Origin of the sequence: Okeania sp. KiyG1, from assembly GCF_014132355.1 — a bacterium.
Classification (GTDB): Bacteria; Cyanobacteriota; Cyanobacteriia; order Cyanobacteriales; family Microcoleaceae; genus Okeania.
The window spans coordinates 41,322-65,768 of sequence record NZ_BLZO01000093.1; the positions used below are offsets into that span (position 1 = coordinate 41,322).

The window sequence follows — 24,447 nt, forward strand, 5'->3', positions numbered from 1 at the left end:
AGAAGTCAGAAGTTAAGAGTTTAGAAGAAATTAGCAAATATCAAAATTCAATTAATTAATTTTTTGGCAGTAGGAGCATATTATCAAAAAAGTGGGTCTAAAGCCTCGCCCGACCCGCCGACCCCAAAAAGGCATTTATCTTTATATGTCAATGCTTTTAGATTTAATCAGCAAGCCCTATCTAATTATACCGATGCTACTGGATTTGATATAAATTATTGGATAATGGAAGGCAGTGGGAGTATCTTGCTCCCATATCAAGTGAGGGCAGCATTCGGAACTTGGCGGAACGCCAATGCCATTCGCCCCTACATATAGCAAGCATTTTAAAGGTTAATTTGCCTAAGTCCTGTATAATAAAAGTTATACATAAATATAGTCATATATAGTCAAGTGATGTCAAATATCTTCGTTGATTTATACAAGCATAGCGCCTTTATATTTGACAAAGTTTAATAACTCCAAGGCTAAAGGTTTAATAGTATAATGAAACTGGCACGCTTAGTTTCAGACTAAATAATTATAAAAAATCCGAACTGCTCGAATCCTAATATAATTCTAACTCCTTGATTTATGAAATTAGTTGAGAGGCATATTATTCAGACAAATCATCGGTTTTATGATGAAATTGACCGACTTTGTTTCTTGTCGAAAAATCTTTATAACTATGCTAATTATTTAGTTCGTAAATCTTTCATATTTGAAAATAATTATCGTCACTATTATGACCTGCAAAAAACACTCTCTACTCAATCAGACTATCAAGCAATGCCAGCTAAAGTATCTCAACAAATATTGATGATACTAGATAAAAACTGGAAAAGTTTTTTAGCAGCGAATGAAGTCTATAAACAAAACCCATCGAAGTTTAATGCTCGTCCTTGCCTTCCGAGATATAAAAATAAAATAACGGGAAGAAATATTGTAGTTTATACAACACAAGCTATCAGCAAGAGGCAGTTAAAACAAGGAATTATTAATCCCAGCAAAACAGGGATTTATCTAAAAACATTAGTACCTACTTCACAAATCAAACAAGTTCGTCTCGTCCCTAGACTTAACCATTATGTAATAGAGGTCATTTATGAGAAATGCGAAAAACAATACGAGCTAGAAAAAAATCGTTGCGCAAGTATTGATATAGGATTAAACAATTTAGCTACATTAACCTTTAATAAGCGCCGGAATGAAACCCAAGAGTGATAAATGGCAGACCGTTAAAATCTATAAATCAATACTATAATAAAGTTAAAAGCTTCCTACAATCTGAACTCCGGGAGAATCAATCAAGCAAGAGGCTGAAAAAGCTTTGTAGTAAAAGAGAATTCAAAATCAACGATTATCTTGCGTATTGCGTCCCGTTTGATTATTGATACTCTAATTAATAAGAAAATAGGAACTTTGATAATTGGGCACAATGAAGAGTGGAAACAGAAGATAAATCTAGGGAAAAGAAATAATCAAAATTTTGTATCTGTTCCCTATTAACTTGTTAATAGAAATGTTATCTTATAAAGCCAAGATGGTAGGAATAGATGTAATTCTTACAGAAGAATCTTACACCTCCGCATCAAGTTTTATAGATAATGATTTGATTCCTGTGTACAAGAAAGGTCAGAAAAATCAAGTCACCTTTTCTGGAAAAAGAATAAAGCGATGCAGCGCCGCCAAAGGGGGTTTCCCCCATGAGCGACTGCATCAAGACAAAGAGGTTTGTATCGTACCGCCAGTAAAGGGTTAATTAATGCTGATGTTAATGGTTCTCTAAACATAATGAGAAAAGCAGCTCCCTTTTGTCTTTGACTATGGGATAGAGAAGCCAGTGCGTTGGGCGGGTTTCCCGACTTGAAGCAACTGGCGTGGTGTTGTAGTTCACCCAGTCAGGATAACACCTGCAAAATAAGGATATGTCATATTTGACTATATTTTTATGAACTATACGCTATAATATGTCTTTTCCTAAGTCCTGTATATTTGTTTTTAGGTAACTTTCTTAAAATTATCTGACTTTAGTAAATTTAACTATTGTCCAACAGTTAAGGAAAAAAATCATGGGTACTAGAGAAGCATCTTTTTTATTAGGTATGTCTCGTCAACGTTTATTAGTTTTATTAGCTCAAGGAAGAGTTAAAGGAGCACAGAAAAAAGGCAGATTCTGGGAAATACCAGTATCAGAAAGTGGAATGCCTGTAATAATCCCGGCTCGGCGGGGTCCGAAAGGTATGTGGCGCAAGAGAGAAACTACTACACCAAAAATGATTCATGTCAATCAAAACAAAATTCAAAGTAATAAAACTAAGCCTCCAACAGAATTGGAAGCTGTAGTGTCAGTTAAGCACGGCGGTCATAACTATTATGGTTATGAGTTATATATTTCAGGTCCTTGCCAAATAGTCTATCGACCTTACAAACCAGCAAGTTGTGGCGCTCATCTGTGGATTAATACTTTTGATTGTGTGCAATTTATAGATACTAAATCGAATCCAGCCACTGCAAGGCAATCCAGCAAACAAATTTTCATCTAGCCTGGTTTCAAAGGCAGTCCGATCATCACCAAAAAATATTTATTCGCTTAGAGTAGCTCAACTGACAATAACTTCAGCAGGCTTTGTGCTGTTTGTGAGAAATCGTCACAGCATTAAGATTTTGATCTTCCTATTTTTTCACAAATCATTTAGGATTGCTGTAGATACGCTTAGGCTCATCAAAATCATCACTAATAAAAACACCATCGCGATCGCTACCAAATAAAGGAGGTCTTTTAGTTTGGATTTTAGCAGATATTAATTTCACCATTGGTTGGTGATTTTTAGTAATAATAATTTCTTTTCCTTCAGCAGCCATTTCTAACAATTTATTGATTTGTAATACCCCTTGATTAATATCTATAGTTTCCATATTTTCAAATTAAAAGTTAAAAGTCAAAAATCAAAAGGAATTAAATTTTAATACCAAATTCAAAAAAGATAGTTACATCTTAATTTGTGATTTATTACTAAAATAAAAAAATAAATTCCATAAATTATAAAAATTCAACCTTTTTCTCTATTTTTTATTATGTTTTTCTTTCCCTGTTCCCTATATTGTGACTATAGCAGTATTTTATGAAATTGGTATAAGTCAAAAGTCAAAGGTAATGAACTTGAGCTAGGAAAAACCCTTAGTTTAGCAATTATCAGAATGGAAGATGAATTAAGCTATTTATTAGTAAGAGCTAGATTTTAACATAACAAGGAGCCGAAGTCCATGTCCTACAGTGAATTTAAAACCATAGCTGAAGTGAGCGATCGCTTTGATTTGACAGTAGACGAATCAAAAAATTTATTTGCTGACATTGCTCCTGTAAAAGTAAGCGAATTTCTGCAACAAATTTTAGAACGAAATATTCCCCTGGCAAGTGCTATTAATACAGAAAAAGCTCGTTCTGAACTTTTAATTGCCCCTACCCTATTAGAAATCCGAGATATATATAAAAATGAGGTAGGTTTTTTTTCTGGTTCAGAATTCAATATCGATTCAGAGTTAGGATTAAATGGTTTTTGTGACTTTATTTTAACAGCTTCAAGAGAAATTTATGAAATATGCCGTCCAGTTTTGACATTAGTTGAAGCCAAGAATGAAAATATTAAAGGAGGTTTACCCCAGTGCATGGCTGAAATGATTGCTGCTCAAAAATTTAACTTGAGAGAAAATATTAATTTACCCATTTATGGAGCTGTAACAACAGGAATAATCTGGCAATTTCTAATCTTAGAAGGTAATCTCCTCTGTATCGATCTGCGTGAATACTATATCAGAGATACAGACAAACTTTTGGCTATTTTATCTCATCCGTTTCAGGAATATCTAGGCCATCAATTTTGAAGTCAAAAGTCAAAAGTAAGAAATTAAGTCAAAAGTTAAATGGCTTTTAACTTCCGTGAAACGGTGTAGTGAATTCAAAAGTCAAAAGTAAGAAATTTTAAGTTAAAAGCATTTCAATTCATATGTTTAATGGTATAATGAAATTAGCTGAGAATTCAAGACTCAAAAAAATGAATAAATGCTCCGAGCCTTTAGTAATTTTAACTCCTTAGATTTATGATATTAGTTGAGAGACATATTATTCAGAAAAATCATCTGTTTTATGCTGAAATTGACCAGCTGTGTTTCTTGTCTAAAAATCTCTATAACTATGCTAATTATTTAGTTCGTCAGTCTTTTATATTTGAAAATACAAATCTATCCTATTATGACCTGCAAAAAATACTTTCTACCCAACCAGATTATCAAGCAATGCCAGCTAAAGTATCTCAACAAATCTTGATGATTTTAGAGAAAAACTGGAAAAGCTTTTTAGCAGCAAACGAAGTTTATAAACATAACACATCAAAGTTTAAATCTCGTCCTCGTATTCCTGGATATAAAAATAAAGTAGCGGGAAGAAATATTGTAGTTTATACAACACAAGCCATCAGCAAGAGACAATTAAAACAAGAAATTATTCATCTGAGTAAAACTGGGATTTATCTAAAAACTTTAGTATCTGCTTCACAAATTAAACAAGTTCGTCTCGTTCCTAAACTTAATCATTATGTAATTGAGGTGATTTATGAAGCTACGGAAAAACAATACGAGTTAGAAAAAAATCGTTGTGCCAGTATTGATATTGGATTAAACAATTTAGCTACATTAACTTTTAATCAAGCTGGAATCAAACCACTCTTGATAAATGGCAGACCGTTAAAATCTATCAATCAATACTATAATAAATTCAAGAGCTTTCTACAATCTCAACTCCGGGAAAATCAATCAAGCCTCAGACTAAAAAAGCTTTGTAATAAAAGAGAATTTAAAATCAATGACTATCTTGCGTATTGCATCCCGTTTAATTATTAATACTCTAATTAAAGAGAAAATAGGGACATTGATAATAGGGCATAATGAAGACTGGAAGCAGAAGATAAATCTAGGGAAAAGAAATAATCAAAATTTTGTATCTGTTCCCTATAACAAGTTAATAGAAATGTTATCTTATAAAGCCAAGATGGCAGGCATAGATGTAATAATTACAGAAGAATCTTACACCTCAAAAGCGAGTTTTATAGATAATGATTTTCTTCCTGTGTACAAGAAAGGTCAGAAAAATCATGTCACCTTTTCAGGAAAAAGAGTAAAGCGATGCAGCGCGGTCTTGGGGGTTTCCCCCATGAGCGACTGCATCAAGACAAAGAGGTTTGTATTGTACCGCCAGCAAAAGATTAATCAATGCTGATGTCAACGGTTCTCTAAACATTATGAGAAAAGCAGCTCCCTTTTGTCTTTGACTATGGGATAGAGAAGCCAGTGCGTTGGGCGGGTTCCCCGACTTGAAGCAACTGGCGTGGTGTTGTAGTTCACCCAGTCAGGGTAACACCTGCAAAATAAGAATATGTCATATTTACCTATATTTTTATCAACTATATGATTTTTCATTTAACTTTTGACTTCACATAGCTTTTGACTTTTTAGTTTTGACTTTTGACTTAGAAAGCTACTGTTTTTTCAATTTCACAAATACATCATACTGAGTAGTACGATTACTACTAACAATAGATGTAACTCCAATAGACTCCATACCATCTATCCAAACTTTTTGATTTGGAGGTAGTTGCGGAATAGAAAGATTTTGAGGGTTGAAACTGCCACTAATATCAAGGAAAAAATTACCGTTAAAAGATTCTGACTCTGGTGGTATACTTTTTTGTAACACTGCACTTTCAGCCATAGAAGTTGTTGGCGCAGGTAAAATTTGATTCTCCACAGACCCTCCTAATGTAAAGAATGCCACATTCCCATTCAACCAACCACGAATTACGGTAAAACCACCAAATGGCGAAGTCCACTTAACCACAGATTCTCCACTAGCAACAGCTTCACCTACTTGAAATTCTTGGTTTTTCATTGCCTCATCTAACTTTTTCAGTGACTCTTCCGCAGCACGGCGATCGCTTGCTTTAACCATAAAGACAAACCCCGCAGCAAATTTGTTTAACTCATCCTTACTTTTAGGGATAGGCAACAAAGACAAAGAATATTCTCCTGCCATCCATTTGAGAAAATCTTCATCTAAATTCATATTAGTTGTATTCTTCACAGCTTTACGCAATGTATCTGGGTTAATAGGAGCTACTGGGTTAGCTGCTGCATTTTTGACATAATCAGACCACATTTTCTGTAAATTACTGCCAGATACCATCATCAAAGCATTTCCTGGAATTCGATTTAACATTTCCATAGCTCTGTTTTCCACGGTAAACTTTTTCTGACTATTAGGTTTTAGCCAAGAAATAGCCTTTAAATTTATACCTTCAGGAACTACATTTATACTAGCTGCGACTCCCTGGTTATCCTCAAGTTGTTTGAGATTTTCCTCAGAAACAGGAGTAATAGACTTACTAGAAGTATAAGCAGCAGCAACAGGAATATTCACATATACAAAGGCAAAAGGTGAAGCGGTTTCCAATTTCTCGACCGCTGCTGTATAACCAGGAACTTTTGCCAGAGACTCGTCTCCTTTATAAATATCGATCGCCTGATTTATTGAAGTCTGGGAGTCCGTAATTACTAAATACTGATTTCCCAATGCTGCAGCAGAAATATCTTGGTTAGGAACTCCTTCCGTTTCTGTAATTTCAATACCTCTATAAGTACGTTTAACTAATTTACCTTTTTCCAGAGAGCGTGGTTGGTCTAAAATTTGTTTGGCCTTAACTGGGTTGGCGATGGGTAATACTACCACAGTTGCTTGTTGAGCTGGAGGTGGAGGAGGAGAGTCGGGAGTACTAGAGTTAGCTGCTTCTAGAGTTTGCTTGCGCAATAAAGCAATCATTATTTCCTCTCCTACCCAAGGTTGAATATCTCGTTGATAGTTATAACCATAAGTCGTGAGGAAGCGATCGCGCAATTGCCCCAATAGATTTTTAAATGCAGTTTGAGATTCTGGAGTGCCAAACTGTTGTAGTTTTTCCCATTGACTAGGGTTACTGGAAACAGAAATAGTCATCATTGCATCTTTGGGCACAACCTCAGCACCCACTGGCAAATTATCTGCTGTGTCTTTGGAAGCTATTATAATGTAGCCAGCGACACTACCAATAATCATTAATACGGTTGCCCCTAGTAGGGTTAAGGGTAAGGTTTTATCTTGTTTTTTCATTTTTTAAAATAGGAAATAGGGAATAGGGAATAGGGGCGTTGCTGATTCTGGGTATGATTTTGCCCCCCTAGCCCCCCAAAATTGGGGGGAATAAAACTCTAAAAGTGCCCAAAATTGGTGGATTTAGGGGGCTTGATATGATTTTGCCCCCCTAGCCCCCCAAAATTGGGGGGAATAAAACTCTAAAAGTCCCCCACGCATTGGGGAATTTAGGGGGCTTTACCAGAACCAAACAGGGGAATAAAACTCTAAAAGTCCCCCACGCATTGGGGGATTTAGGGGGCTTTACCAGAACCAAACAATCGCACATTTATACTTCAATTCAGCAACGCCGGAATTGGCAATAGGTATATAGATATAATTTCAAATGGTATTATATATAGATATTTAAGGATATAATTTGCCATAAATTTAGAATTATATCACGACTTATCCATAAACGCTATTGGTAGGGTGTATTAGCGGTAGCGTAACTGAGCAAACCCTATATCTATTGTCAAAGTTTCTAACTATAACTTCTGACTTTTGACTTAAAATACTTTTGACTTTTGACTTCTAACTTCTAACTTAAAATACTTTTGACTTTTGAATTTTGAATTTTGACTTTATGTGGACTCCCTATCTAGAATCAATTTGTCGGGACTATACCAACTGGTGGAAGGTTTATACTCTGACAGATGTGAGGGGAAAAAAGTCTCTTCAGCAGCAACAAAATATTTCCCCACTGTTGGATTTAGGTTTGATGGTACAAACTGTTGCGGAAGAAAAACAGAGGGAAATACAAGAAGAGAAAATTGAACGGTTGACGGTTTTGGAGGGTTTGCGCAAATATGCTCCAAATCATGTGTTGTTGGTGGGGCGGCCGGGGTCGGGAAAATCTACTGCTTTGGCCAGATTGTTGTTGGAGGAGGCAACAAAGTTGATATCCCCCCTTAGTCCCCCCTTGGAAAGGGCGGAAATAAGAGAAACTTCCCTGTTAGAAGAAGCAGAAAAATTGATATCCCCCCTTAGTCCCCCCTTGGAAAGGGGGGAAACAAGAGAAACTCCTGCCTTTGAGAGTAAGGATGAAGGACAAACAACAGAAACTCCTTTGGAAACAGGGGAAACAGGAGAAACTCCCCCCTTAGAAAGGGGGGTTGGGGGGGATCGAAAACCGGATACTTCCGCAACAGCAAACACACAAATTGATAGTTCTTCTATTTCCGAGGCAGAGAAATTGAGATCCCCCCTTAGTCCCCCCTTGAGAAGGGGGGAAACAAGAGAAACTCCTGCCTTTGAGAGTAAGGATGAAGGACAAACAACAGAAACTTCTTTGGGAACAGGGGAAACAGGAGAAACTCCCCCCTTAGAAAGGGGGGTTGGGGGGGATAAACCCAAAATTCCCATCCTCATCGAACTCCGCTACAGTCAATCTTCCATACTTTCCAGAATTCAAGCTTTTATCCACAAACACCACCCCACCATAAATATAGATACAGCAACTCTAGAAACTTTGCTCCGTCAAGGTGAATTTTTGCTGCTCTTCGATGGGTTTAACGAGATGGCATCGGAAGCGGCACGACAACTCTTAAGAATGTTTCGGCAAGACTACCCCAAAACTGCTATGGTGTTTACCACGCGATATTTGAGTCTGGGGGGAGATTTGGGGATTGAGAAAAAGTTGGAAATGCAGCCTCTGACTGAATCTCAAATGCAGGAATTTATCTGTGCTTATTTGCCGGAGCATGGTGAAAATTTATGGCAGCAGTTGCAGGGGAGGTTGCGGGAGTTGGGGGAAACTCCGATGTTTTTGTTGATGTTGTGTTCGGTGTTTGGCTATCACAAGGTAATACCTGCTAATCTGGGGTTGGTGTTTCGGAGTTTTACTCAGACTTATAGTGGTCGCCTCAAGCAAGATGTTCCCGTTGATGAAAGTTCTCGACGTTGGTGGGATAGGTTATTGCAGGAGTTGGCGTGGGTGATGACGAATGGGGTGTCGAAAACTGAGATTATGGTTGCTATTTCTCGCCCAAAAGCTGAGGCGGTATTGACGGAGTTTTTGCGAGGGGAGGTGGTAGCTCCGACTGACTGTGCGATGCGTTGGTTGGAGGATTTATTGGAGCATCATTTGATTCAGGTGGGAGATGATGGTCAGATTTCGTTTCGTCATCAATTGTTGCAGGAGTATTATGCGGCGGAAAGGTTGTTGTGGCAGTTGTCTGGTTTGAGTGACTATGAGTTGCAGTGGGATTATTTGAATTATTTGAAGTGGACGGAAGTTGTGGGGTTGATGTTGGGGTTGGTGGAGGATGAGGAGTTGGCAGTGCGGGTGGTAAGGTTGGCGTTGGAGGTTGATTGGTTTTTGGGTGCGAGGTTGGTGGGAGAGGTGCAAGGGAGGTTTCAGGAGCGGGTGTTTGTGGAGGTTGAGGGGTTGGAGTTGCCTGGGTTGGTAAAGGTTGAGTTGGCAGGGTTAACGAAGTCAGATGTTGCTATTCCAGGGTTGGTTAAATCTCTAGAAGACTCAGACTTTTATGTGCGTGGGAGAACAGCAGATGCTCTGGGTAAAATAGGTTCGGAAACTGCAATTGAGGGATTAATTCCACTCTTAGAAGACTCAGACTCTGAGGTGCGTAGGAATGCAGCAGATGCTCTGGATAAAATAGGTTCAAAAACTGCAATTGAGAGATTAATTCTACTCCTAGAAGACTCAGACTCTTCTGTGCGTTGGAGTGCAGTAGATGCTCTGGGTAAAATAGGTTCAAAAACTGCAATTGAGAGATTAATTCCACTCCTAGAAGACTCAGACTGGGACATGGGTAGGAATGCAGCAGAAGCTCTGGGTAAAATAGGTTCGGAAACTGCAATTGAGGAATTAATTCCACTCCTAAAAGACTCAGATAAATATGTGCGTAGGAATGCAGCATATGCTCTGGGTATAATAGGTTCGGAAACTGCAATTGAGGAATTAATTCCACTCCTAAAAGACTCAGACTCTAGTTTATGTATGAGTGCAACAGATGTTCTGGGTAAAATAGGTAAAGAATATGCGCGTAGGAATGCAGCAGAAGATCTAGGTAAAATAGGTTCAGAAACTGCAATTGAGGGATTAATTCCACCCATAGAAGACATTGTCCGAAAAGAAATTGAGAGATTAATTCCAGTCCTAGAAGACTCAGACTATTTTGTGCATAGTAGTGCAGCAGAAGCTCTGGGTAAAATAGGTTCGGAAACTGCAATTGAGGAATTAATTCCACTCCTAAAAGACTCAGACTTTTCTGTGCGTAGGAATGCAGCATATGCTCTGGGTATAATAGGTTCGGAAAAAGCAATTGAGGAATTAATTCCACTCCTAAAAGACTCAGACTTTTCTGTGCGTAGGAATGCAGCATATGCTCTGGGTATAATAGGTTCGGAAACTGCAATTGAGGGATTAATTCCACTCCTAAAAGACTCAGACTTTTCTGTGCGTAGGAATGCAGCATATGCTCTGGGTATAATAGGTTCGGAAACTGCAATTGAGGGATTAATTCCACTCCTAAAAGACTCAGACTTTTCTGTGCGTAAGAGAGCAGCAAATGCTCTGGGTATAATAGGTTCGGAAAAAGCAATTGAGGGATTAATTCCACTCCTAGAAGACTCAGACCCTGATGTGCGTAGGAATGCAGCAGAAGCTCTGGGTAAAATAGGTTCGGAAAAAGCAATTGAGGAATTAATTCCACTCCTAGAAGACTCAGACCCTGATGTGCGTAGGAATGCAGCAGAAGCTCTGGGTAAAATAGGTTCGGAAAAAGCAATTGAGGAATTAATTTCACTCCTAAAAGACTCAAACAAATATGTGGTGGAGAAAGCAGCAGAAGCTCTGGGTAAAATAGGTTCGGAAAAAGCAATTGAGGAATTAATTCCACTCCTAGAAGACTCAGACTCTTCTGTGCGTAGTAGTGCAGCAAATGCTCTGGGTAAAATAGGTTCGGAAAAAGCAATTGAGGAATTAATTCCACTCCTAGAAGACTCAGACTCTTCTGTGCGTAGTAGTGCAGCAAATGCTCTGGGTAAAATAGGTTCCAAAAACACAATTGTTGAGTTAACAAAAAAACTACAAAATGATAGTTTTATTAGGCAAAAAGTTTTTCATAAGCTAATGCTGTCTCAAACCATCGAAACCATTCAAACCATCCAACAACGCTTTCAATACTACAAACAAACCCCCAAAATACCCATGTCTAAAACACTTTCTCACAACTACGCCCTACTAATAGGAGTCGGCAACTGCAAATACCCCAACTGGTCACTTCCCGTCACAGTCAAAGACGTTCAAGCCATCAAATCATTCCTCATAAAACCTGACTTATGTGGTTACATTGACAATGAAAATTATCTCCGCTTCCTCTGCAATGAACAAGCAACAAAACAAAACATTTTAGACAATTTAAACTGGCTCCAACAACAAGCAAAAAACGACCCAGAAGCAACAATATTAGTCTATTATTCCGGTCATGGTTGGCTAGATAAATCAACCCAAAACTATTATTTAATCCCCCACGACACCAGTCCGGTAAGACTACAAAAAACAGCATTACCAGCAACAGACTTTAACAACGCCCTCCAGCAAATATCCGCCCAAAAACTATTAGTAATTATAGATAGTTGTCACGCCCAAGGAATGGCAACTGCTAAAGAAACAGAGGAACTAGAATTACCGGAAAACTTCAGTCAAACCGCCCTCCCGAAAAACTTAATAGATGAATTAAGAAAAGGAACAGGGCGAGCAGTATTCACCTCATCCACAGGAGAGGAGTCATCATGGATACGCTCCGATGGAAAAATGAGTATCTACACAGACCATTTTCTGGAAGCATTACATGGTGGTGGCAATAAACCAGGAGATAAATTTGTCACTGTTTCCAATTTAATGAATTATGTCGGAAAAACTGTTCCTGAAAGCGCTCGACAATTAGGGGAAAAACAAACTCCTATTTTTGACTTTTCCCAAACAGAAGATTTTCCGGTAGCGTTATTGTGTGGGGGTAAAGGTTTACCGGATGGTGGGTGGGAAGAGGTTAAGTCAGAAGTTCGGGAGAATATTAGTAATGTGATAACAGTAGAGAGAGGTATCGCTGCTGGCCGAGATGTTAATAATAAGAATATGAATCAAATCTTTATTGAAAAGCTAGAAGGAGAAGCAAAATTTAGTTAGTAGTAGGGGCGGGTTCCGCGTTAAGTTAACAAGGTTGACCACCAGATCAGATAAACCCGCCCCCAATGATATAATGCGTTCCAAAAGTTTCAGTTATGCTTGGGTTGGGTGATCGCTTCACCTAACCTACTGGAGTGACACAGTGAATTTGGTGCGTTATTATTGGGGCGGGGGCGGGTTTACCCAGTTAGGGTGGAACCCGCCCCTACGAGCGGAACCCGCCCCTACGACCTGACTCCTTCGTTGTTATTTACACTAGCCAATTTCTTAATTTTGCTGATAATAAATCTATTATTGAAGTTGCCAATATTAAAATAATTAAAATTGCACAAACTTTTTGATACAAAAATGAACCAAAACTTTGATAAAGAGATACTCCTATACCTCCTGCACCTACTATTCCTAATACAGAAGCAGAACGAACATTTGATTCAAAACGATACAAGACGAAGGAAGTCCATAATGGCATTACTTGAGGAATTACTCCAAAGATAATTTCCTGAATTTTACTAGCACCTGTAGCACGAATACCTTCAACGGGACCAGGTTCAATTGACTCCACTGCTTCTGAAAAAAGTTTTCCTAAAGTACCTGCTGTATGTACAAATAAAGCTAAAACACCAGCAAAGGGACCTAAACCAACAGCTACTACAAATATTAGAGCAAATACCACTTCATTAATTGCTCGCATGGCGTCTAAAATTCGACGTATAGGTTGTACAATCCAAATTGGACACATATTTTCTGATGCCAAAATGGAAAATGGAACGGCGAAAATTGCTGCTAAAATAGTTCCCCAAAGACCCATTGAAATAGTAATTATTGTGTCTTCTAAATAAATTTTCCAATCGGAAAAATCAGGGGGAAAATATGATTGAATATACTCAACCATATTACCGCTTTTTTGGAATAAATTTAAAAAGTTTATTTCACTTTGTAGAGCAGAAAAAACTAGAATAATTAAAGCACCCAATACAAACATTATGCGAGTATTAGTAACTCGTTTCTTTTCTTGGGCTAACATTTCTATAACTGCTGGAGTAGCGATAATAGTTCGGTCGATAGAGTGAAAATTATTAGTTATTTTGTTCATTTTTATTTATATCTTTCTACACATAAAATTCAATTATAAATTCTGAATTATTTTTTTATTTAGTCATCTTAAGATGACTTAAACTATTAGCCAAGGATTTCAATCCTGGCGTTGCTGATTATGAGTATAATTTTGCCCCCCTAGCCCCCCAAAATTGGGGGGAATAAAACTCTAAAAGTCCCCCAAAATTGGGGGATTTAGGGGGCTTTACCAGAACGAAACAATCGCACATTCATACTTCAATTCAGCAACGCCTCAATCCTTGGCGAACTTGGCGAACCATGTCATCTTGGGGAACCATATCATCCGCCAAGAAATTTATTTCTTGGCTCAAAGCAGAAGTCATCTCAAGATGACTAAAGATAGCTAATTTATTATGGCTAATTAATGAGACCTGATATAATATAATATTCGGATAATTAGTGATAAAAAACTTTCTCCCTTTTAACTTCTTACTTCTTAATTCTTAATTCTTACTTTTGACTTCAAATGGCTTTTGACTTAAAAATTCTTACTTTTGACTTTTGACTTTTGACTTTTGACTTATTTTCACAGCCTTGAATATTTGATAAATTAACTATACTAATTCTCCATGACCTTTCAATATTAGTTCTTCTGCCGCTGCACCATAAAGTTCGTCAAGTCTACGATCGCTAAGATTAACTGTTGGATTGTCAAATACAACTTCTCCATTTCTCAGAGCAATAGTACGTTCAAAATACCGACGTACCATTTGAACTTGATGTAGAGAACTAACAACAGTAATATTATTTTCTCGGTTGAGTTCGCACAATAATTCCATTATCTTCCGAGCAGACTCCGGGTCTAGGGAAGCTATAGGTTCATCTGCTAGAATAATTTTAGCTCCCTGTACTAAACAACGAGCGATCGCTACCCTTTGTTGTTGTCCTCCAGAAAGTTGGGCTGCTTTTTTATAAGCTTGTTCTAAAATTCCTACTCTTTCCAATGCAGCAAGTGCCTGTATTTTTTGCTCTTTTGTAAATAGACGTAGTGCGGAATTGACAAGAGACATTTGCCCCAAATTTCCCACTAAAACATTGTCTATTACTGTTAGTCGTTTGACCAAATTAAATTGCTGAAAAATGCAACCTATTTGGCAACGTAATTTTCTAATGTGCGAGTGAAAAACGCCATCTGTTTGTAAAGCTGTACCATATATGTAAACGGTACCTTTATCTCCTTGCTCTAAACCATTTATCAGTCGTAGTAAAGTAGATTTTCCCGAACCAGAAGCACCAACTAAACCCACCATTTCTCCTGCTTCAACACAGATATTAACTTGCTGCAAAGCAGGTTTTCCTTTAAAATTTTTATCAAGATTCTTAACTTCTATAGCGCTGTTTTTAGACATTTATATTATAAATTATTAGCAAAACTAATATATATTAGAGCTTTTAGGTTAATTTTAGGTTATCTTTCAGTAAAAAAACCATAAATCAATAGACATCTCACCCAAAAGAGGGAATAGTGAATAGGGAATAGGGAACCCACCCTAGCCCCTCCCTCCCAGGAGGGGAGTAATTGATAATTTATGTACGATAATTGATTTTATTTTTTATTTTTACCAGATGTCTAATAGACATATCCAAAAAAGAAAAGAATAGACTTTTTGCAAAAGTAGGCAACAAGGAAGAAAATTGCTGAAAAAAGACACAAAAAAATCTATAGCAACCGCCTGGTTGGTGTTTGACAATTAGTGCGAGCATCTTGCTCGCGTTATGAATCATCATAATTACCCAATGTCCTAACTATAGTGGCGACTGCTATATAATTGTAATTTCCAATTCTATGTCTAATTTATTCTATTATTTAATTGACATAAAATACCATTCGGACAATTATCTAAATCTATGAAGTTTATTTCTTTCTCTTATTTGTTTTTGTTGCTAACTTCCCTATCCAGAAAATTACTTAAAGTCATAGTAATGTTCTGTTTAATAATTACCATTGTATTGATTTTTCCTACCCAGGCAAAAAGCGACAGTTATTTAGAAAATTCTATTAATCTAAGTTTAATGTACAGTGGCCCAGCTTATAATTTTGGTGGTGGTGGCCTTGATATAGACTCTGCAATTCAGTGGATGATTAATCAAGTCCGAGGATGCAATTCTTGTACTGAGAAAGTAGATGTGATTGTCATTCGTGACTCAGGTAGCGACGCCTATAATCAACCAATTCTAGCTATGGATGGGGTGGACTCAGTGGAAACTCTGATAATTTCCGACCGAAAAGATGCTCAAAAACGGAATATAATAAACCAAATTGAGAATGCCGAAGTAATTTTTTTTGCAGGTGGCGACCAGTGTCAATACCTGCGGAATTATCGAAATACAGCAGTGGATAAAGTTGTTAATTCTGTTATTGCCAAAGATGGGGCAGTAGGCGGTACCAGTGCTGGTGCAATGATTCAAAGTCATTTTGTCTTTAATGCTTGTTCTGAGACGGTAACCAGTAAAACTGCACTAAATGACCCTTATGAAGATATTTCTCTTGACGAAGGTTTGTTTTACAGGCAAAATTTTCAGGGAACTATTATAGATACTCACTTCCATGAGCGCGATCGCATGGGTAGGTTAATGACGTTTGTTGCTCGTTTACTCAGAGATGGAATATCTGATACTGCTTTAGGTATTGGTATTGATGAGGATACTTCGTTAATTGTTGATAAAAGTGGTTTAGCTGAAGTAGTTGGAAATGGGTTTGTTTATTTTGTCTTGGGAGACCATTTTCCAGAGGAATGTAACCCTCAAACTCCATTAACTTTTAGTGGGTTCAAAATCTGGAAAAAAGGAAATGGTGAAACTTTTGATTTGAATCATAGACCATCAACTGCTGATTATCAAGTTAGTGTCGAGAATGGAGAACTTGATTCTAGTCCTTATTAGAAGAGGGAGTAGGGAGTAGGGAGTAGGGAAAAGGGAGGAACAATTGATCATTTCTGGAAAAGAGATGGGGAGATGGGGAGTATTTTTCAACCTTTTTCTCTGATACCTTCCCTCTACCTCTTGACTCCTGAGGACTGACAAAAAAACTGAATCGCCGACAAAGATACGATCAGAGGTTCTATATATATTCATATTCAGTGCCGAAATGCTGTTCTTGGGTTGAATAAAAAGTCATGCGCAGGGGCGAGTAACACCCAATAACAAAATACTACCACGATTTTTTTGGGGATGCAAGGGGAAAGACCTTGCCGTTTTTTTGAGCTTCACAGGATGATAATTTGATTGAAAAGTGAATATAGCGATCGCTTCTATTTATTTTTTTAGTGCTTCACAGGATGATGATTTTTCTGATGCTTTGATGGTGTGAGTATCCCTTCTATATGTATTCAGTGACGATATGCTGTTTTTGGGTTGAATAAAAAGTCATGCTTAGGGGCGTGTTGCACCCAATAATAAAATACTATCATATTTTTTTTGCCGATGCCTGGGGAAAATCCTTGCCGTTTTTTTTGGAGCTTCACAGGATGGTAATTGGATTGAAAAGTTGATATCGCGTTGGCGGAGCCTAGCGGTAGCTACATCGCTTCTACATGAGTAAATATCGATACTTTCGATGGGGTGAGCATCTCTTCTATATGTATTCAGTGACGATATGCTGTTTTTGGGTTGAATAAAAAATCATGCGTAGGGGCGAACGACTGCCAATAATAAAATACTATCACGATTTTTTTGCCGATGCCAGGGGAAATACCTTGCCGCTTTTTTGGAGCTTCACAAGATGCAGATTAATCATCCCTGTATCCGTGACCAAATCCTTGTCTGGCTGATGGGGTGAAAAATTTTCGGTGTCGCCACTTCTTTACTAAAGTGCTTCACAGGATGATAATTTTTCTGGTGCTTTGATGGTCTGAGTATCCCTTCTATATATATTCAGTGGCGATATGCTGTTTTTTGGTTGAATAAAAAGTCATGCGTAGGGGCGTGTTGCACCCAATGATTACATACTATCACGATTTTTTTGGGAATGCAAGGGGGAAATACCTTGCCGTTTTTTGGAGCTTCACAGGATGATAATTGGATTGAAAAGTTAATATAGCGATCGCTTCTATTTATTTTTTTAGTGCTTCACAGGATGATGATTTTTCTGATGCTTTGATGGTGTGAGTCTCCCTTCTATATGTATTCAGTGACGATATGCTGTTTTTTGGTTGAATAAAAAGTCATGCATAGGGGCGTGTTGCACCCAATAATAAAATACTATCACGATTTGTCTTGAGTGTGTCTTTCATTCCGAGGAGACCTCGGAATTACACACTCGCTTTTTGGGGATGCCAGGGGAAATACCTTGCCGCTTTTTTTGGAGCTTCACAAGATGCAGATTAATCATCCCTGTATCCGTGACCAAATCCTTGTCTGGCTGATGGGGTGAAAAATTTTCGGTGTCGCCACTTCTTTACTAAAGTGCTTCACAGGATGATAACTTTTCTGGTGCTTTGATGGTCTGAGTATCCCTTCTATATATATTCAGTGGCGATATGCTGTTTTTTGGTTGAAGAAAAAGTCATGCGTAGGGGCGTGTTGCACCCAATAATAAAATACTATCACGATTTTTTGGGGAATGCAAGGGAGAAATACCTTCCCGTTTTTTTTGGAGCTTCACAGGATGATAATTGGATTGAAAAGTTAATATAGTGTTGGCAGGGCAAGTGCGGTAGCTACATCGCTTCTACATGAGTAAATAGGGTTTGCTGATTAAATATCAAAGCATTGACTGATAAATGCGTAAGTTCTATGCCTCTTTTTTCTAACTTCTGATAGATTTATGAGAAGTCTTAATATTTAGCCCAAAATATTTCTTTTGAGTATCAAAAGAAGATATAATAATTTAGATTATCAAAACTTTGCTTATAAGTGCCTATGATCGAGCTACATTTTCAATCCCAACTACAAAAAAGGAAAAATCCATTTGGAAGTAGTCGAGTCGATCATCCTTTTCAGACACATAGCGATGCAGATAATGTTTTTAGTCAAGAATTTAATAGAATACAATCTACTCTCAAAGATATTAAGCAAGATATTAATCATCAAAGTAAAGGGGTTGTTGTTGTAGGGGAACCAGGGTTTGGCAAAACTCACCTAATGATGCGACTAGCAAATAGTAGATTAAAAACTAACCGACTTTTATTTATCCGTCAGCCTAATAATCCAGATGCTATTATTTATCATATTTATAGTCGTATACTTGAATCACTTATTAGGTGTATTCCAAAAATTAACTATACTCAATTAGAATATTTGATTGCTAATAGTTGTGCCAAAATTTTTCAAGAAATTATTATAGAAAATCCAGATTTGTACCCAAAAAAAGAAAGTAAAAAAGACCATACAGTTATAGAGTTAGTCAAAAATGGAAACCTGGAATTACTCTCTTTTTTATCATCAGATACGCAAGGAAAACGAGAGTTTTGGGAACATATAGAAAATCGAGCTAATCTGTGGTGGAGTACAAATTATTCAACGGCAGGATATGCACCAGAAATATTCAAAGGAATTATCAAGTTTTGCGGGTATAGAGCTATAGATTATCGTCGCATCATTCGAGAATGGTTAGCAATGAATGATGTACCTCAAAAATTATTAGATAAAGTTAAAATAGCATCTTGGAATAAAAGTATCAATCGGGAGGAAGTATCTCTAGAAGCGTTAAAAGTATTGGGTTATTTATCACTTTTAGACGAACCTTTGATTATTGTTTTTGACCAATTAGAAGGTTTAGGTAGGGAATATAATCAGAATCTTTTGCACAGTTTTGGAGAAGCAATTAAAGAAATTTTTACTCATATTCCTAATAGCTTGATTATCCTAAATTTATTCCCCGACCGATGGGAACAGTTTAAACAAGAGTTTGATGATTCTATTGTAGATAGAATTTCTCAATGTCAAGTATTCTTGAATAAGCCATCTGAAGAACAGCTAATAACAATTCTTAATGAAAAATCTAAGTCTATTAATCTACCGATTGATCAACTTTTTGAACCACAAGAAATTGAGAAGATATTAAGTAAAAATTCTATCCGCTCAATTATTAATTCTGCTGCAGATTTCTATAATTATAAAATTCATAATATTCCACTGCCAGATTATCTGAAAGTAGAGACAAATAGTTATATTGAACTACAGAATAATTCCAATTTACAAAATTTTGTCTCAGATATTAAGCAGATTAAAGAACTTGTTCTGAAGATAGCTGAAAAACTGAATATTGAATCTAATCTAGAAACAAAAATTGAGCAAAATAATCAAAAATATATTCATCAGGAGACTCAAGCTGATACAAATAAAATCATCGGAGATTACCTGAATCAAAAATATCAGCAAATAGAAGAAGAATATAGTGAGTCTCAAATTATTACAAGTAGTGATGACCGAGGAAAATTGGAGAAAATTTTTGAATCTTTGAAAATAATTCAACCATCTCTCAAGTTAGATTTTCTCGCCTTTGATAGACCGAAAAAAATTCCAGACCACCTGCTTATTCAAACAGAAACTCAAGGCTATGCTATAGGTTTTTTATATGAAGGAGGTAACGCCTTTTTTTCTCGGATGACTAACTGGAATGAATTAGTAGCAAGAAATTCTCACCTCAAGTTTTATCTATATCGAGATGCTAGGGGGTATCAAGTTAGTGGTGAAAAAAGTATGGCAGAATTAGATAAGTTTAAAAATACAGATAATGGCGAATATGTTGTTTTGATCAAAGATGAACGTATTACTTTTGAACTTCTCTATCAAATAATTGTAGATATTCAAAATCAAGATTTGGAAGCTAAGTTGGATGAAGCGTTATTAATTCTTTTAAAAGATATTCACATCATTCGTTATTAAAAATAGCAATAGAAGCGATCGGAACTTCTGAAGTCTAGTGCCGTTAGGGGGAAGTTAAAAGTAAGTCAAAAGTCAAAAGTCAAAAGTCAAAAGTAAGAAATTAAGAAGTCAAAAGTCAAAAGTTAAAAGTAAGAAATTAAGAAGTAAGAAGTAAGAAGTAAGAAGTTAAGAAGTAAATTATAGTGGTCAATAGGAGTCAATAATTCAGCAAGTATTTATGCTTAGTATTTAACTGAAAATTTGACTTTTGAGAAGTAATTTATACAGTATAAACATTTACCAATAATAGAAATTTAATACTACTTTTAATGTTACAAATTGACGTGCGGAATGTGGGTTTTAGACTGAAAACCAGGTACTTTTTTAAACCCCAAAAAAGCTAAAATCTTTATATGTCACTGCTTTTAGATTTAATCAGCAAGCCCTATTTACCGAAGAATTAATAATTAAATAATTAAATAATTCAGGTTTAAAGCCTCCCTTTCAAGGAGAAAAAATAAATTTTTTCCTTTTATTCAATCCTATCCGTTTTTAGGGAGAGGTAATTATCAATTATCAATTATCAATTATCCATTATTGAATAGCTATCAGCATTTCAGCACACTAAAAGCTTGGGTTTAAATTCCCGACTTCTATACAGCGGTTTTCATTTCGCTAAACCACAGTAGTGGCGTTAACGTCGTTGTTCCCTGGTAAAATATCCTTACGCATTGTATGACTTTTAACTTGATTATATTACTTCGATTTCTCGGGAACAGTAGCCAACAGATTTGATATAACTTTTGACTCTTGAATTTTGAATTTTGACTTTTATAGTTGTTTAACTTAAAAATGAGACATTTTTTCGTCTGAAACTTCCTCAGAGCAAGAAAGCTTTGTCTCAATCTAAAGTTAAATGACTATAACTTTTTCTTGGCAACAGTAGCCAACAGATTTTGATATAACTTTTGACTCTTGAATTTTGAATTTTGACTTTTAATTTTTGGCTTTAGCCAACGGATTTGATATAATACTTGACTTTTTATTTTTGACTTTTGACTTGAAAATACTTTTAACTTTTGACTTTTGACTTTTGACTTGAAAATACTTTTGACTTTTGACTTTTGACTTTTGACTTTCTTTTCTAAGGAAATTTGCTAGTAACTCTACCAATTATCTGTTGCGAACTGACAAAACCGAAAGAACGACTATCGCTACTTTCTTCCCTATTTTCTCCTACCAAAAAGCAGTCGCCATTTTCATCAACAAAGGCAACCCGCTTAATTATTTTTAAATCTGGGCGATGGGGATGTTTAGCCACCACCAAATCATCTATTTCAGGTAAACAGCGGCGGTAGGCTTTAGTGTCAACAAGAATATCCTCCCCTGGTTTGAGTAAGGGAAACATAGAAAACCCTGTAACACAAAAGCGTTGACGCAATCTAAACAACCATAACAATAACTCTTTATTGTCGCTTGTTTGTATCAATATTTTTGCCTACCACCTGAAATTAAAAAAATTTAGCTAGCCTTGTACCAGGTTACTTCTCTTTCCTTAGTGGCCCAGAAAATATTGTGGATTTTCTCCACAGCAGCTAGTAACTCAGTAGCGTGCTCCAAACTAACTTCCACTTTACAAGCAGAACAAAGTTTAGCAGCCTTCCAAAAAGTATCGTGGAGGTCTGGATACTTTTCTAAATGTACAGGCTTAAAATAATCAGTCCAGAGAATCAGTAAATCTTCCTTAGTCTTCTGAGCTTGCTCTTCCTTAATAGCAATATAGCGAGAAAGAGTATTAGCAGTCTTATGGTCTCCTGCTTTTGGGTCAAGATCTAGAATTTTCTTAGTCATAGACAATACTGCTTCAGCATAAATGCGAGCAGAAGCAGGGTCATAAACACCGCAAGGGCCATCGCAGTGAGCGCTAACTTCTGGTGCTGGGAAGGACTTTCTAATCTGATTAGCAATTCTGTTGAGCATAGTTTTCTAAGATATTCCTATCTGTATGAAAAATGTAAAGTAATGTTACGATGAAATAGTGGTTCACAAGGAAGGATTTTCCTAATAATTTCCACCTACCCTAGTTTAAATCAAAAGTGTGGGTATTTCTAAATTTCCGATAATCCCCACCCACCCCATTTAAAATGAAAAGTGTGGGTATTTCTGATTTTGAATTTTTGATTCCTTTATTAAGATAAACCTATGCCATTTTCAATTGATACAGCTCGTAATATCTTTCCCAGTACCTTATCTGCTGACGCAGTGCCAGCAACCATTGCTCGCTTCAGTCAGCTAAGTGCAGAAGACCAACTAGCTCTCATTTGGTTCGCCTACCTGGAAATGGGTAAAACTATCACAATTGCTGCTCCTGGAGCTGCCAATATGCAGCTGGCAGAAATAACTATGAATGAAATTAAGCAAATGAGCTTTCAGGAGCAAACCCAAGTAATGTGTGACTTGGCTAACCGCGCCGATACTCCAATCTGTCGTACCTACGCTACTTGGACTCCAAACATTAAGTTGGGCTTTTGGTATCAACTTGGAGAATGGATGAATCAGGGACTTGTTGCTCCTATACCAGAAGGTTATCAGCTTTCTGCTAATGCTTCAGCGGTTTTGGGCACTATTCAAGGATTAGATTCTGGTCAGCAAATCACTGTTTTGAGAAATTCTGTGATTGATATGGGTTTTGATGTTAAAAATTTGGGCAACTATACCCGAGTTTCTGAGCCAGTTGTTGCTCCACAGAATATGGCAGAGCGAAGTAAAGTTACGATTCAAGGTGTTGATAATCCTACTATCTTGAATTACATGAATAACTTGAATGCCAATGATTTTAATGCATTGATTGAGTTATTCACTCCGGATGGTGGACTACAACCTCCTTTCCGTAGACCAATTGTGGGCAAAGATGCCATTTTGCGATTCTTCCAAGAAGAATGTCAGAACCTCAAGTTAATCCCAGAGCAAGGAATTTCTGAACCTGTTGAGGATGGTTTTACTCAGATTAAGGTTACTGGTAAATGCCAAACTCCTTGGTTTGGAGCTGGTGTGGGTATGAATATTGCTTGGAGATTTTTGCTTAATGCTGAAGGTAAAATTTTCTTTGTGGCGATCGACTTGTTGGCCTCTGCTAAGGAGTTGTTGAATTTGGCCCGGTAGAAAGAGATAGGTAATCAGTAATTATAGTAGTTGGAGCTAATTTTAGCAAAGATATTTAACTCCAGGAAAATTAAGATACAAATAAATTTTAAAGAGTGTCCTTAAACAGAACACTCTTTTTTTTTATAGGACTTAATAAAATCGCCTTGTCACCTACATTCCGCACGACAAAACATAAGTTAAAAGTTAAAAGTAAGAAGTCAAAAGTAAGAAGTAAGAAGTAAGAAGAAAATTATAGTGGTCAATAGGAGTCAAAGATTCAGCAAGTATTTATGCTTAATATTTAACTGAGAATTTGACTCCGGATCGAGGTCATTTCAGTTATCAGTTATCAGTTATCAGTACATCTAGCTGTTTGCGCAGCATGACAAACGAAAAGCAAGAGGCTTGACCTTGGCGAATATTCTTTTTTTTATCCCCTTAAAAGGGGGAGGCTAATGCCCACAATTTTTCGGTAAATGAAGATAATTTATATAGTATAAATACTGAAGCAAGCTACAGATTTTATACTGATTTTCATTTTACAAATTGAAGTGCAGAATGTGGTTTGTAAATTAATATAAATTTTATTTTACCTAGCTACTGAATTAAATTATATATGCTATGATTAGCAACTACATAAAAAATCATAATCACACATAGATTTTTAAGAAATAAGAAAGATGATGCAACTTACTGATACTCAGTGGTCCATAGCAGAAGAAAAGATTGCCCAAACAGCTTTATCTAAAGCTAAGGAACGAGAAATCAATGCTTTAGTCACAACAGTGCGTCAACAAGCAAGTGGTATTCAAGAATTTAATGATTTATGGTATCTACATGATTTCCTCAGTGCCAGAAGATACGATCTAGATGGTAAGTATGACTCTAGAAATGCAACTGTGATTTTTGCTCTGGCTGGCTTAGTAAAAGAGGGATGGTTAAAGCTTGGAGAACTCGAAGGCTTGGATAAAGAAAAGATTACAAAAGTATCTGCTATGACTCGGATGATCTAGTATTGTTTGAACTAGAA

Annotated in this window: 18 protein-coding genes; 12 read left to right on the top strand and 6 right to left on the bottom strand. The window is 36.7% G+C overall.

Annotated elements, in window-relative coordinates; genetic code table 11:
* Nucleotides 1-63: 63 nt before the first annotated feature.
* From SAGCYANO_RS22130 to SAGCYANO_RS22145, 4 genes are all read left to right on the top strand, one after another.
* Nucleotides 64-318 (top strand): hypothetical protein, encoded by a 255-nt coding sequence (locus SAGCYANO_RS22130; protein WP_202222052.1) that lies wholly within the window; start codon nucleotides 64-66, stop codon nucleotides 316-318.
* A 255-nt stretch (nucleotides 319-573) separates the two neighbouring features.
* Nucleotides 574-1,203 carry a transposase gene (locus SAGCYANO_RS22135; protein ID WP_202222053.1) on the top strand — a complete coding sequence of 210 codons (630 nt, stop codon included), beginning with the start codon at nucleotides 574-576 and terminating at the stop codon, nucleotides 1,201-1,203.
* Nucleotides 1,204-1,501: 298 nt separating this feature from the next.
* Entirely contained in the window at nucleotides 1,502-1,741 is a 240-nt protein-coding gene (locus tag SAGCYANO_RS22140) for a hypothetical protein (protein WP_202222054.1), read from the top strand.
* A gap of 310 nt (nucleotides 1,742-2,051) precedes the next feature.
* Entirely contained in the window at nucleotides 2,052-2,525 is a 474-nt protein-coding gene (locus SAGCYANO_RS22145; protein ID WP_202220374.1) for a hypothetical protein, read from the top strand.
* Nucleotides 2,526-2,670: 145 nt separating this feature from the next.
* On the opposite strand, the gene SAGCYANO_RS22150 is transcribed toward SAGCYANO_RS22145, so the two are convergent.
* Complete coding sequence (locus tag SAGCYANO_RS22150) at nucleotides 2,671-2,898, bottom strand: type II toxin-antitoxin system Phd/YefM family antitoxin (protein WP_202222055.1); 228 nt, start codon at nucleotides 2,896-2,898, stop codon at nucleotides 2,671-2,673.
* Nucleotides 2,899-3,246: 348 nt separating this feature from the next.
* Here SAGCYANO_RS22150 and SAGCYANO_RS22155 point away from each other — a divergent pair, with 348 nt between their 5' ends.
* From SAGCYANO_RS22155 to SAGCYANO_RS22165, 3 genes are all read left to right on the top strand, one after another.
* Nucleotides 3,247-3,864, top strand: a complete 618-nt coding sequence (locus SAGCYANO_RS22155) for a hypothetical protein (protein WP_202222056.1) — start codon at nucleotides 3,247-3,249, stop codon at nucleotides 3,862-3,864.
* Between the two features lie 216 nt (nucleotides 3,865-4,080).
* Complete coding sequence (locus SAGCYANO_RS22160) at nucleotides 4,081-4,878, top strand: transposase (protein WP_202222057.1); 798 nt, start codon at nucleotides 4,081-4,083, stop codon at nucleotides 4,876-4,878.
* Nucleotides 4,841-5,254, top strand: a complete 414-nt coding sequence (locus SAGCYANO_RS22165; protein WP_202222058.1) for an IS200/IS605 family accessory protein TnpB-related protein — start codon at nucleotides 4,841-4,843, stop codon at nucleotides 5,252-5,254. Before SAGCYANO_RS22160 ends, SAGCYANO_RS22165 begins: the two co-directional genes overlap by 38 nt.
* 258 nt (nucleotides 5,255-5,512) lie before the next feature.
* On the opposite strand, the gene SAGCYANO_RS22170 is transcribed toward SAGCYANO_RS22165, so the two are convergent.
* Entirely contained in the window at nucleotides 5,513-7,177 is a 1,665-nt protein-coding gene (locus SAGCYANO_RS22170; protein WP_202222059.1) for a DUF3352 domain-containing protein, read from the bottom strand.
* A 607-nt stretch (nucleotides 7,178-7,784) separates the two neighbouring features.
* Between SAGCYANO_RS22170 and SAGCYANO_RS22175 the strand changes: the two genes are divergently transcribed.
* Nucleotides 7,785-12,350, top strand: a complete 4,566-nt coding sequence (locus tag SAGCYANO_RS22175) for a HEAT repeat domain-containing protein (RefSeq protein WP_202222060.1) — start codon at nucleotides 7,785-7,787, stop codon at nucleotides 12,348-12,350.
* 250 nt (nucleotides 12,351-12,600) lie between these two features.
* Here the strand turns inward: SAGCYANO_RS22175 and phnE are convergent, their stop codons facing one another.
* Both phnE and phnC read right to left on the bottom strand, forming a co-directional pair.
* Nucleotides 12,601-13,443 (bottom strand): phosphonate ABC transporter, permease protein PhnE, encoded by an 843-nt coding sequence (phnE, locus tag SAGCYANO_RS22180; RefSeq protein WP_202222061.1) that lies wholly within the window; start codon nucleotides 13,441-13,443, stop codon nucleotides 12,601-12,603.
* A 577-nt stretch (nucleotides 13,444-14,020) separates the two neighbouring features.
* Nucleotides 14,021-14,815: a phosphonate ABC transporter ATP-binding protein gene (phnC, locus tag SAGCYANO_RS22185; RefSeq protein ID WP_202222062.1), complete on the bottom strand. Its 795-nt coding sequence runs from the start codon at nucleotides 14,813-14,815 to the stop codon at nucleotides 14,021-14,023.
* Between the two features lie 574 nt (nucleotides 14,816-15,389).
* On the opposite strand from phnC, the gene SAGCYANO_RS22190 reads away from it, so the two are divergent.
* Complete coding sequence (locus tag SAGCYANO_RS22190; RefSeq protein WP_237396506.1) at nucleotides 15,390-16,349, top strand: cyanophycinase; 960 nt, start codon at nucleotides 15,390-15,392, stop codon at nucleotides 16,347-16,349.
* Nucleotides 16,350-18,326: 1,977 nt separating this feature from the next.
* Entirely contained in the window at nucleotides 18,327-20,294 is a 1,968-nt protein-coding gene (locus tag SAGCYANO_RS22195) for an ATP-binding protein (protein ID WP_237396507.1), read from the top strand.
* 1,123 nt (nucleotides 20,295-21,417) lie between these two features.
* Here the strand turns inward: SAGCYANO_RS22195 and sodX are convergent.
* Nucleotides 21,418-21,762 carry a nickel-type superoxide dismutase maturation protease gene (gene sodX, locus SAGCYANO_RS22200; RefSeq protein WP_202222065.1) on the bottom strand — a complete coding sequence of 115 codons (345 nt, stop codon included), beginning with the start codon at nucleotides 21,760-21,762 and terminating at the stop codon, nucleotides 21,418-21,420.
* A gap of 32 nt (nucleotides 21,763-21,794) precedes the next feature.
* Nucleotides 21,795-22,253: a superoxide dismutase, Ni gene (gene sodN, locus SAGCYANO_RS22205; protein ID WP_202222066.1), complete on the bottom strand. Its 459-nt coding sequence runs from the start codon at nucleotides 22,251-22,253 to the stop codon at nucleotides 21,795-21,797.
* A 222-nt stretch (nucleotides 22,254-22,475) separates the two neighbouring features.
* On the opposite strand from sodN, the gene SAGCYANO_RS22210 reads away from it, so the two are divergent.
* Together SAGCYANO_RS22210 and SAGCYANO_RS22215 are read left to right on the top strand one after the other, a co-directional pair.
* Entirely contained in the window at nucleotides 22,476-23,435 is a 960-nt protein-coding gene (locus SAGCYANO_RS22210) for an orange carotenoid-binding protein (RefSeq protein ID WP_202222067.1), read from the top strand.
* A 662-nt stretch (nucleotides 23,436-24,097) separates the two neighbouring features.
* Nucleotides 24,098-24,430 carry a hypothetical protein gene (locus SAGCYANO_RS22215; protein ID WP_202222068.1) on the top strand — a complete coding sequence of 111 codons (333 nt, stop codon included), beginning with the start codon at nucleotides 24,098-24,100 and terminating at the stop codon, nucleotides 24,428-24,430.
* Nucleotides 24,431-24,447 lie beyond the last annotated feature (17 nt).

What these genes read in the sequence shown, in the direction of transcription:
- SAGCYANO_RS22210 (WP_202222067.1), top strand. Translation starts at nt 22,476, where the DNA reads ATGCCATTTTCAATTGATACAGCTCGTAATATCTTTCCCAGTACCTTA.
- SAGCYANO_RS22150 (WP_202222055.1), bottom strand. Translation starts at nt 2,898, where the DNA reads ATGGAAACTATAGATATTAATCAAGGGGTATTACAAATCAATAAATTG.
- SAGCYANO_RS22155 (WP_202222056.1), top strand. Translation starts at nt 3,247, where the DNA reads ATGTCCTACAGTGAATTTAAAACCATAGCTGAAGTGAGCGATCGCTTT.
- SAGCYANO_RS22140 (WP_202222054.1), top strand. Translation starts at nt 1,502, where the DNA reads ATGTTATCTTATAAAGCCAAGATGGTAGGAATAGATGTAATTCTTACA.
- sodN (WP_202222066.1), bottom strand. Translation starts at nt 22,253, where the DNA reads ATGCTCAACAGAATTGCTAATCAGATTAGAAAGTCCTTCCCAGCACCA.
- SAGCYANO_RS22165 (WP_202222058.1), top strand. Translation starts at nt 4,841, where the DNA reads ATGACTATCTTGCGTATTGCATCCCGTTTAATTATTAATACTCTAATT.
- SAGCYANO_RS22215 (WP_202222068.1), top strand. Translation starts at nt 24,098, where the DNA reads ATGATGCAACTTACTGATACTCAGTGGTCCATAGCAGAAGAAAAGATT.
- SAGCYANO_RS22175 (WP_202222060.1), top strand. Translation starts at nt 7,785, where the DNA reads ATGTGGACTCCCTATCTAGAATCAATTTGTCGGGACTATACCAACTGG.
- phnC (WP_202222062.1), bottom strand. Translation starts at nt 14,815, where the DNA reads ATGTCTAAAAACAGCGCTATAGAAGTTAAGAATCTTGATAAAAATTTT.
- SAGCYANO_RS22160 (WP_202222057.1), top strand. Translation starts at nt 4,081, where the DNA reads ATGATATTAGTTGAGAGACATATTATTCAGAAAAATCATCTGTTTTAT.
- SAGCYANO_RS22145 (WP_202220374.1), top strand. Translation starts at nt 2,052, where the DNA reads ATGGGTACTAGAGAAGCATCTTTTTTATTAGGTATGTCTCGTCAACGT.
- SAGCYANO_RS22190 (WP_237396506.1), top strand. Translation starts at nt 15,390, where the DNA reads ATGTTCTGTTTAATAATTACCATTGTATTGATTTTTCCTACCCAGGCA.
- SAGCYANO_RS22170 (WP_202222059.1), bottom strand. Translation starts at nt 7,177, where the DNA reads ATGAAAAAACAAGATAAAACCTTACCCTTAACCCTACTAGGGGCAACC.
- SAGCYANO_RS22195 (WP_237396507.1), top strand. Translation starts at nt 18,327, where the DNA reads ATGATCGAGCTACATTTTCAATCCCAACTACAAAAAAGGAAAAATCCA.
- SAGCYANO_RS22135 (WP_202222053.1), top strand. Translation starts at nt 574, where the DNA reads ATGAAATTAGTTGAGAGGCATATTATTCAGACAAATCATCGGTTTTAT.
- phnE (WP_202222061.1), bottom strand. Translation starts at nt 13,443, where the DNA reads ATGAACAAAATAACTAATAATTTTCACTCTATCGACCGAACTATTATC.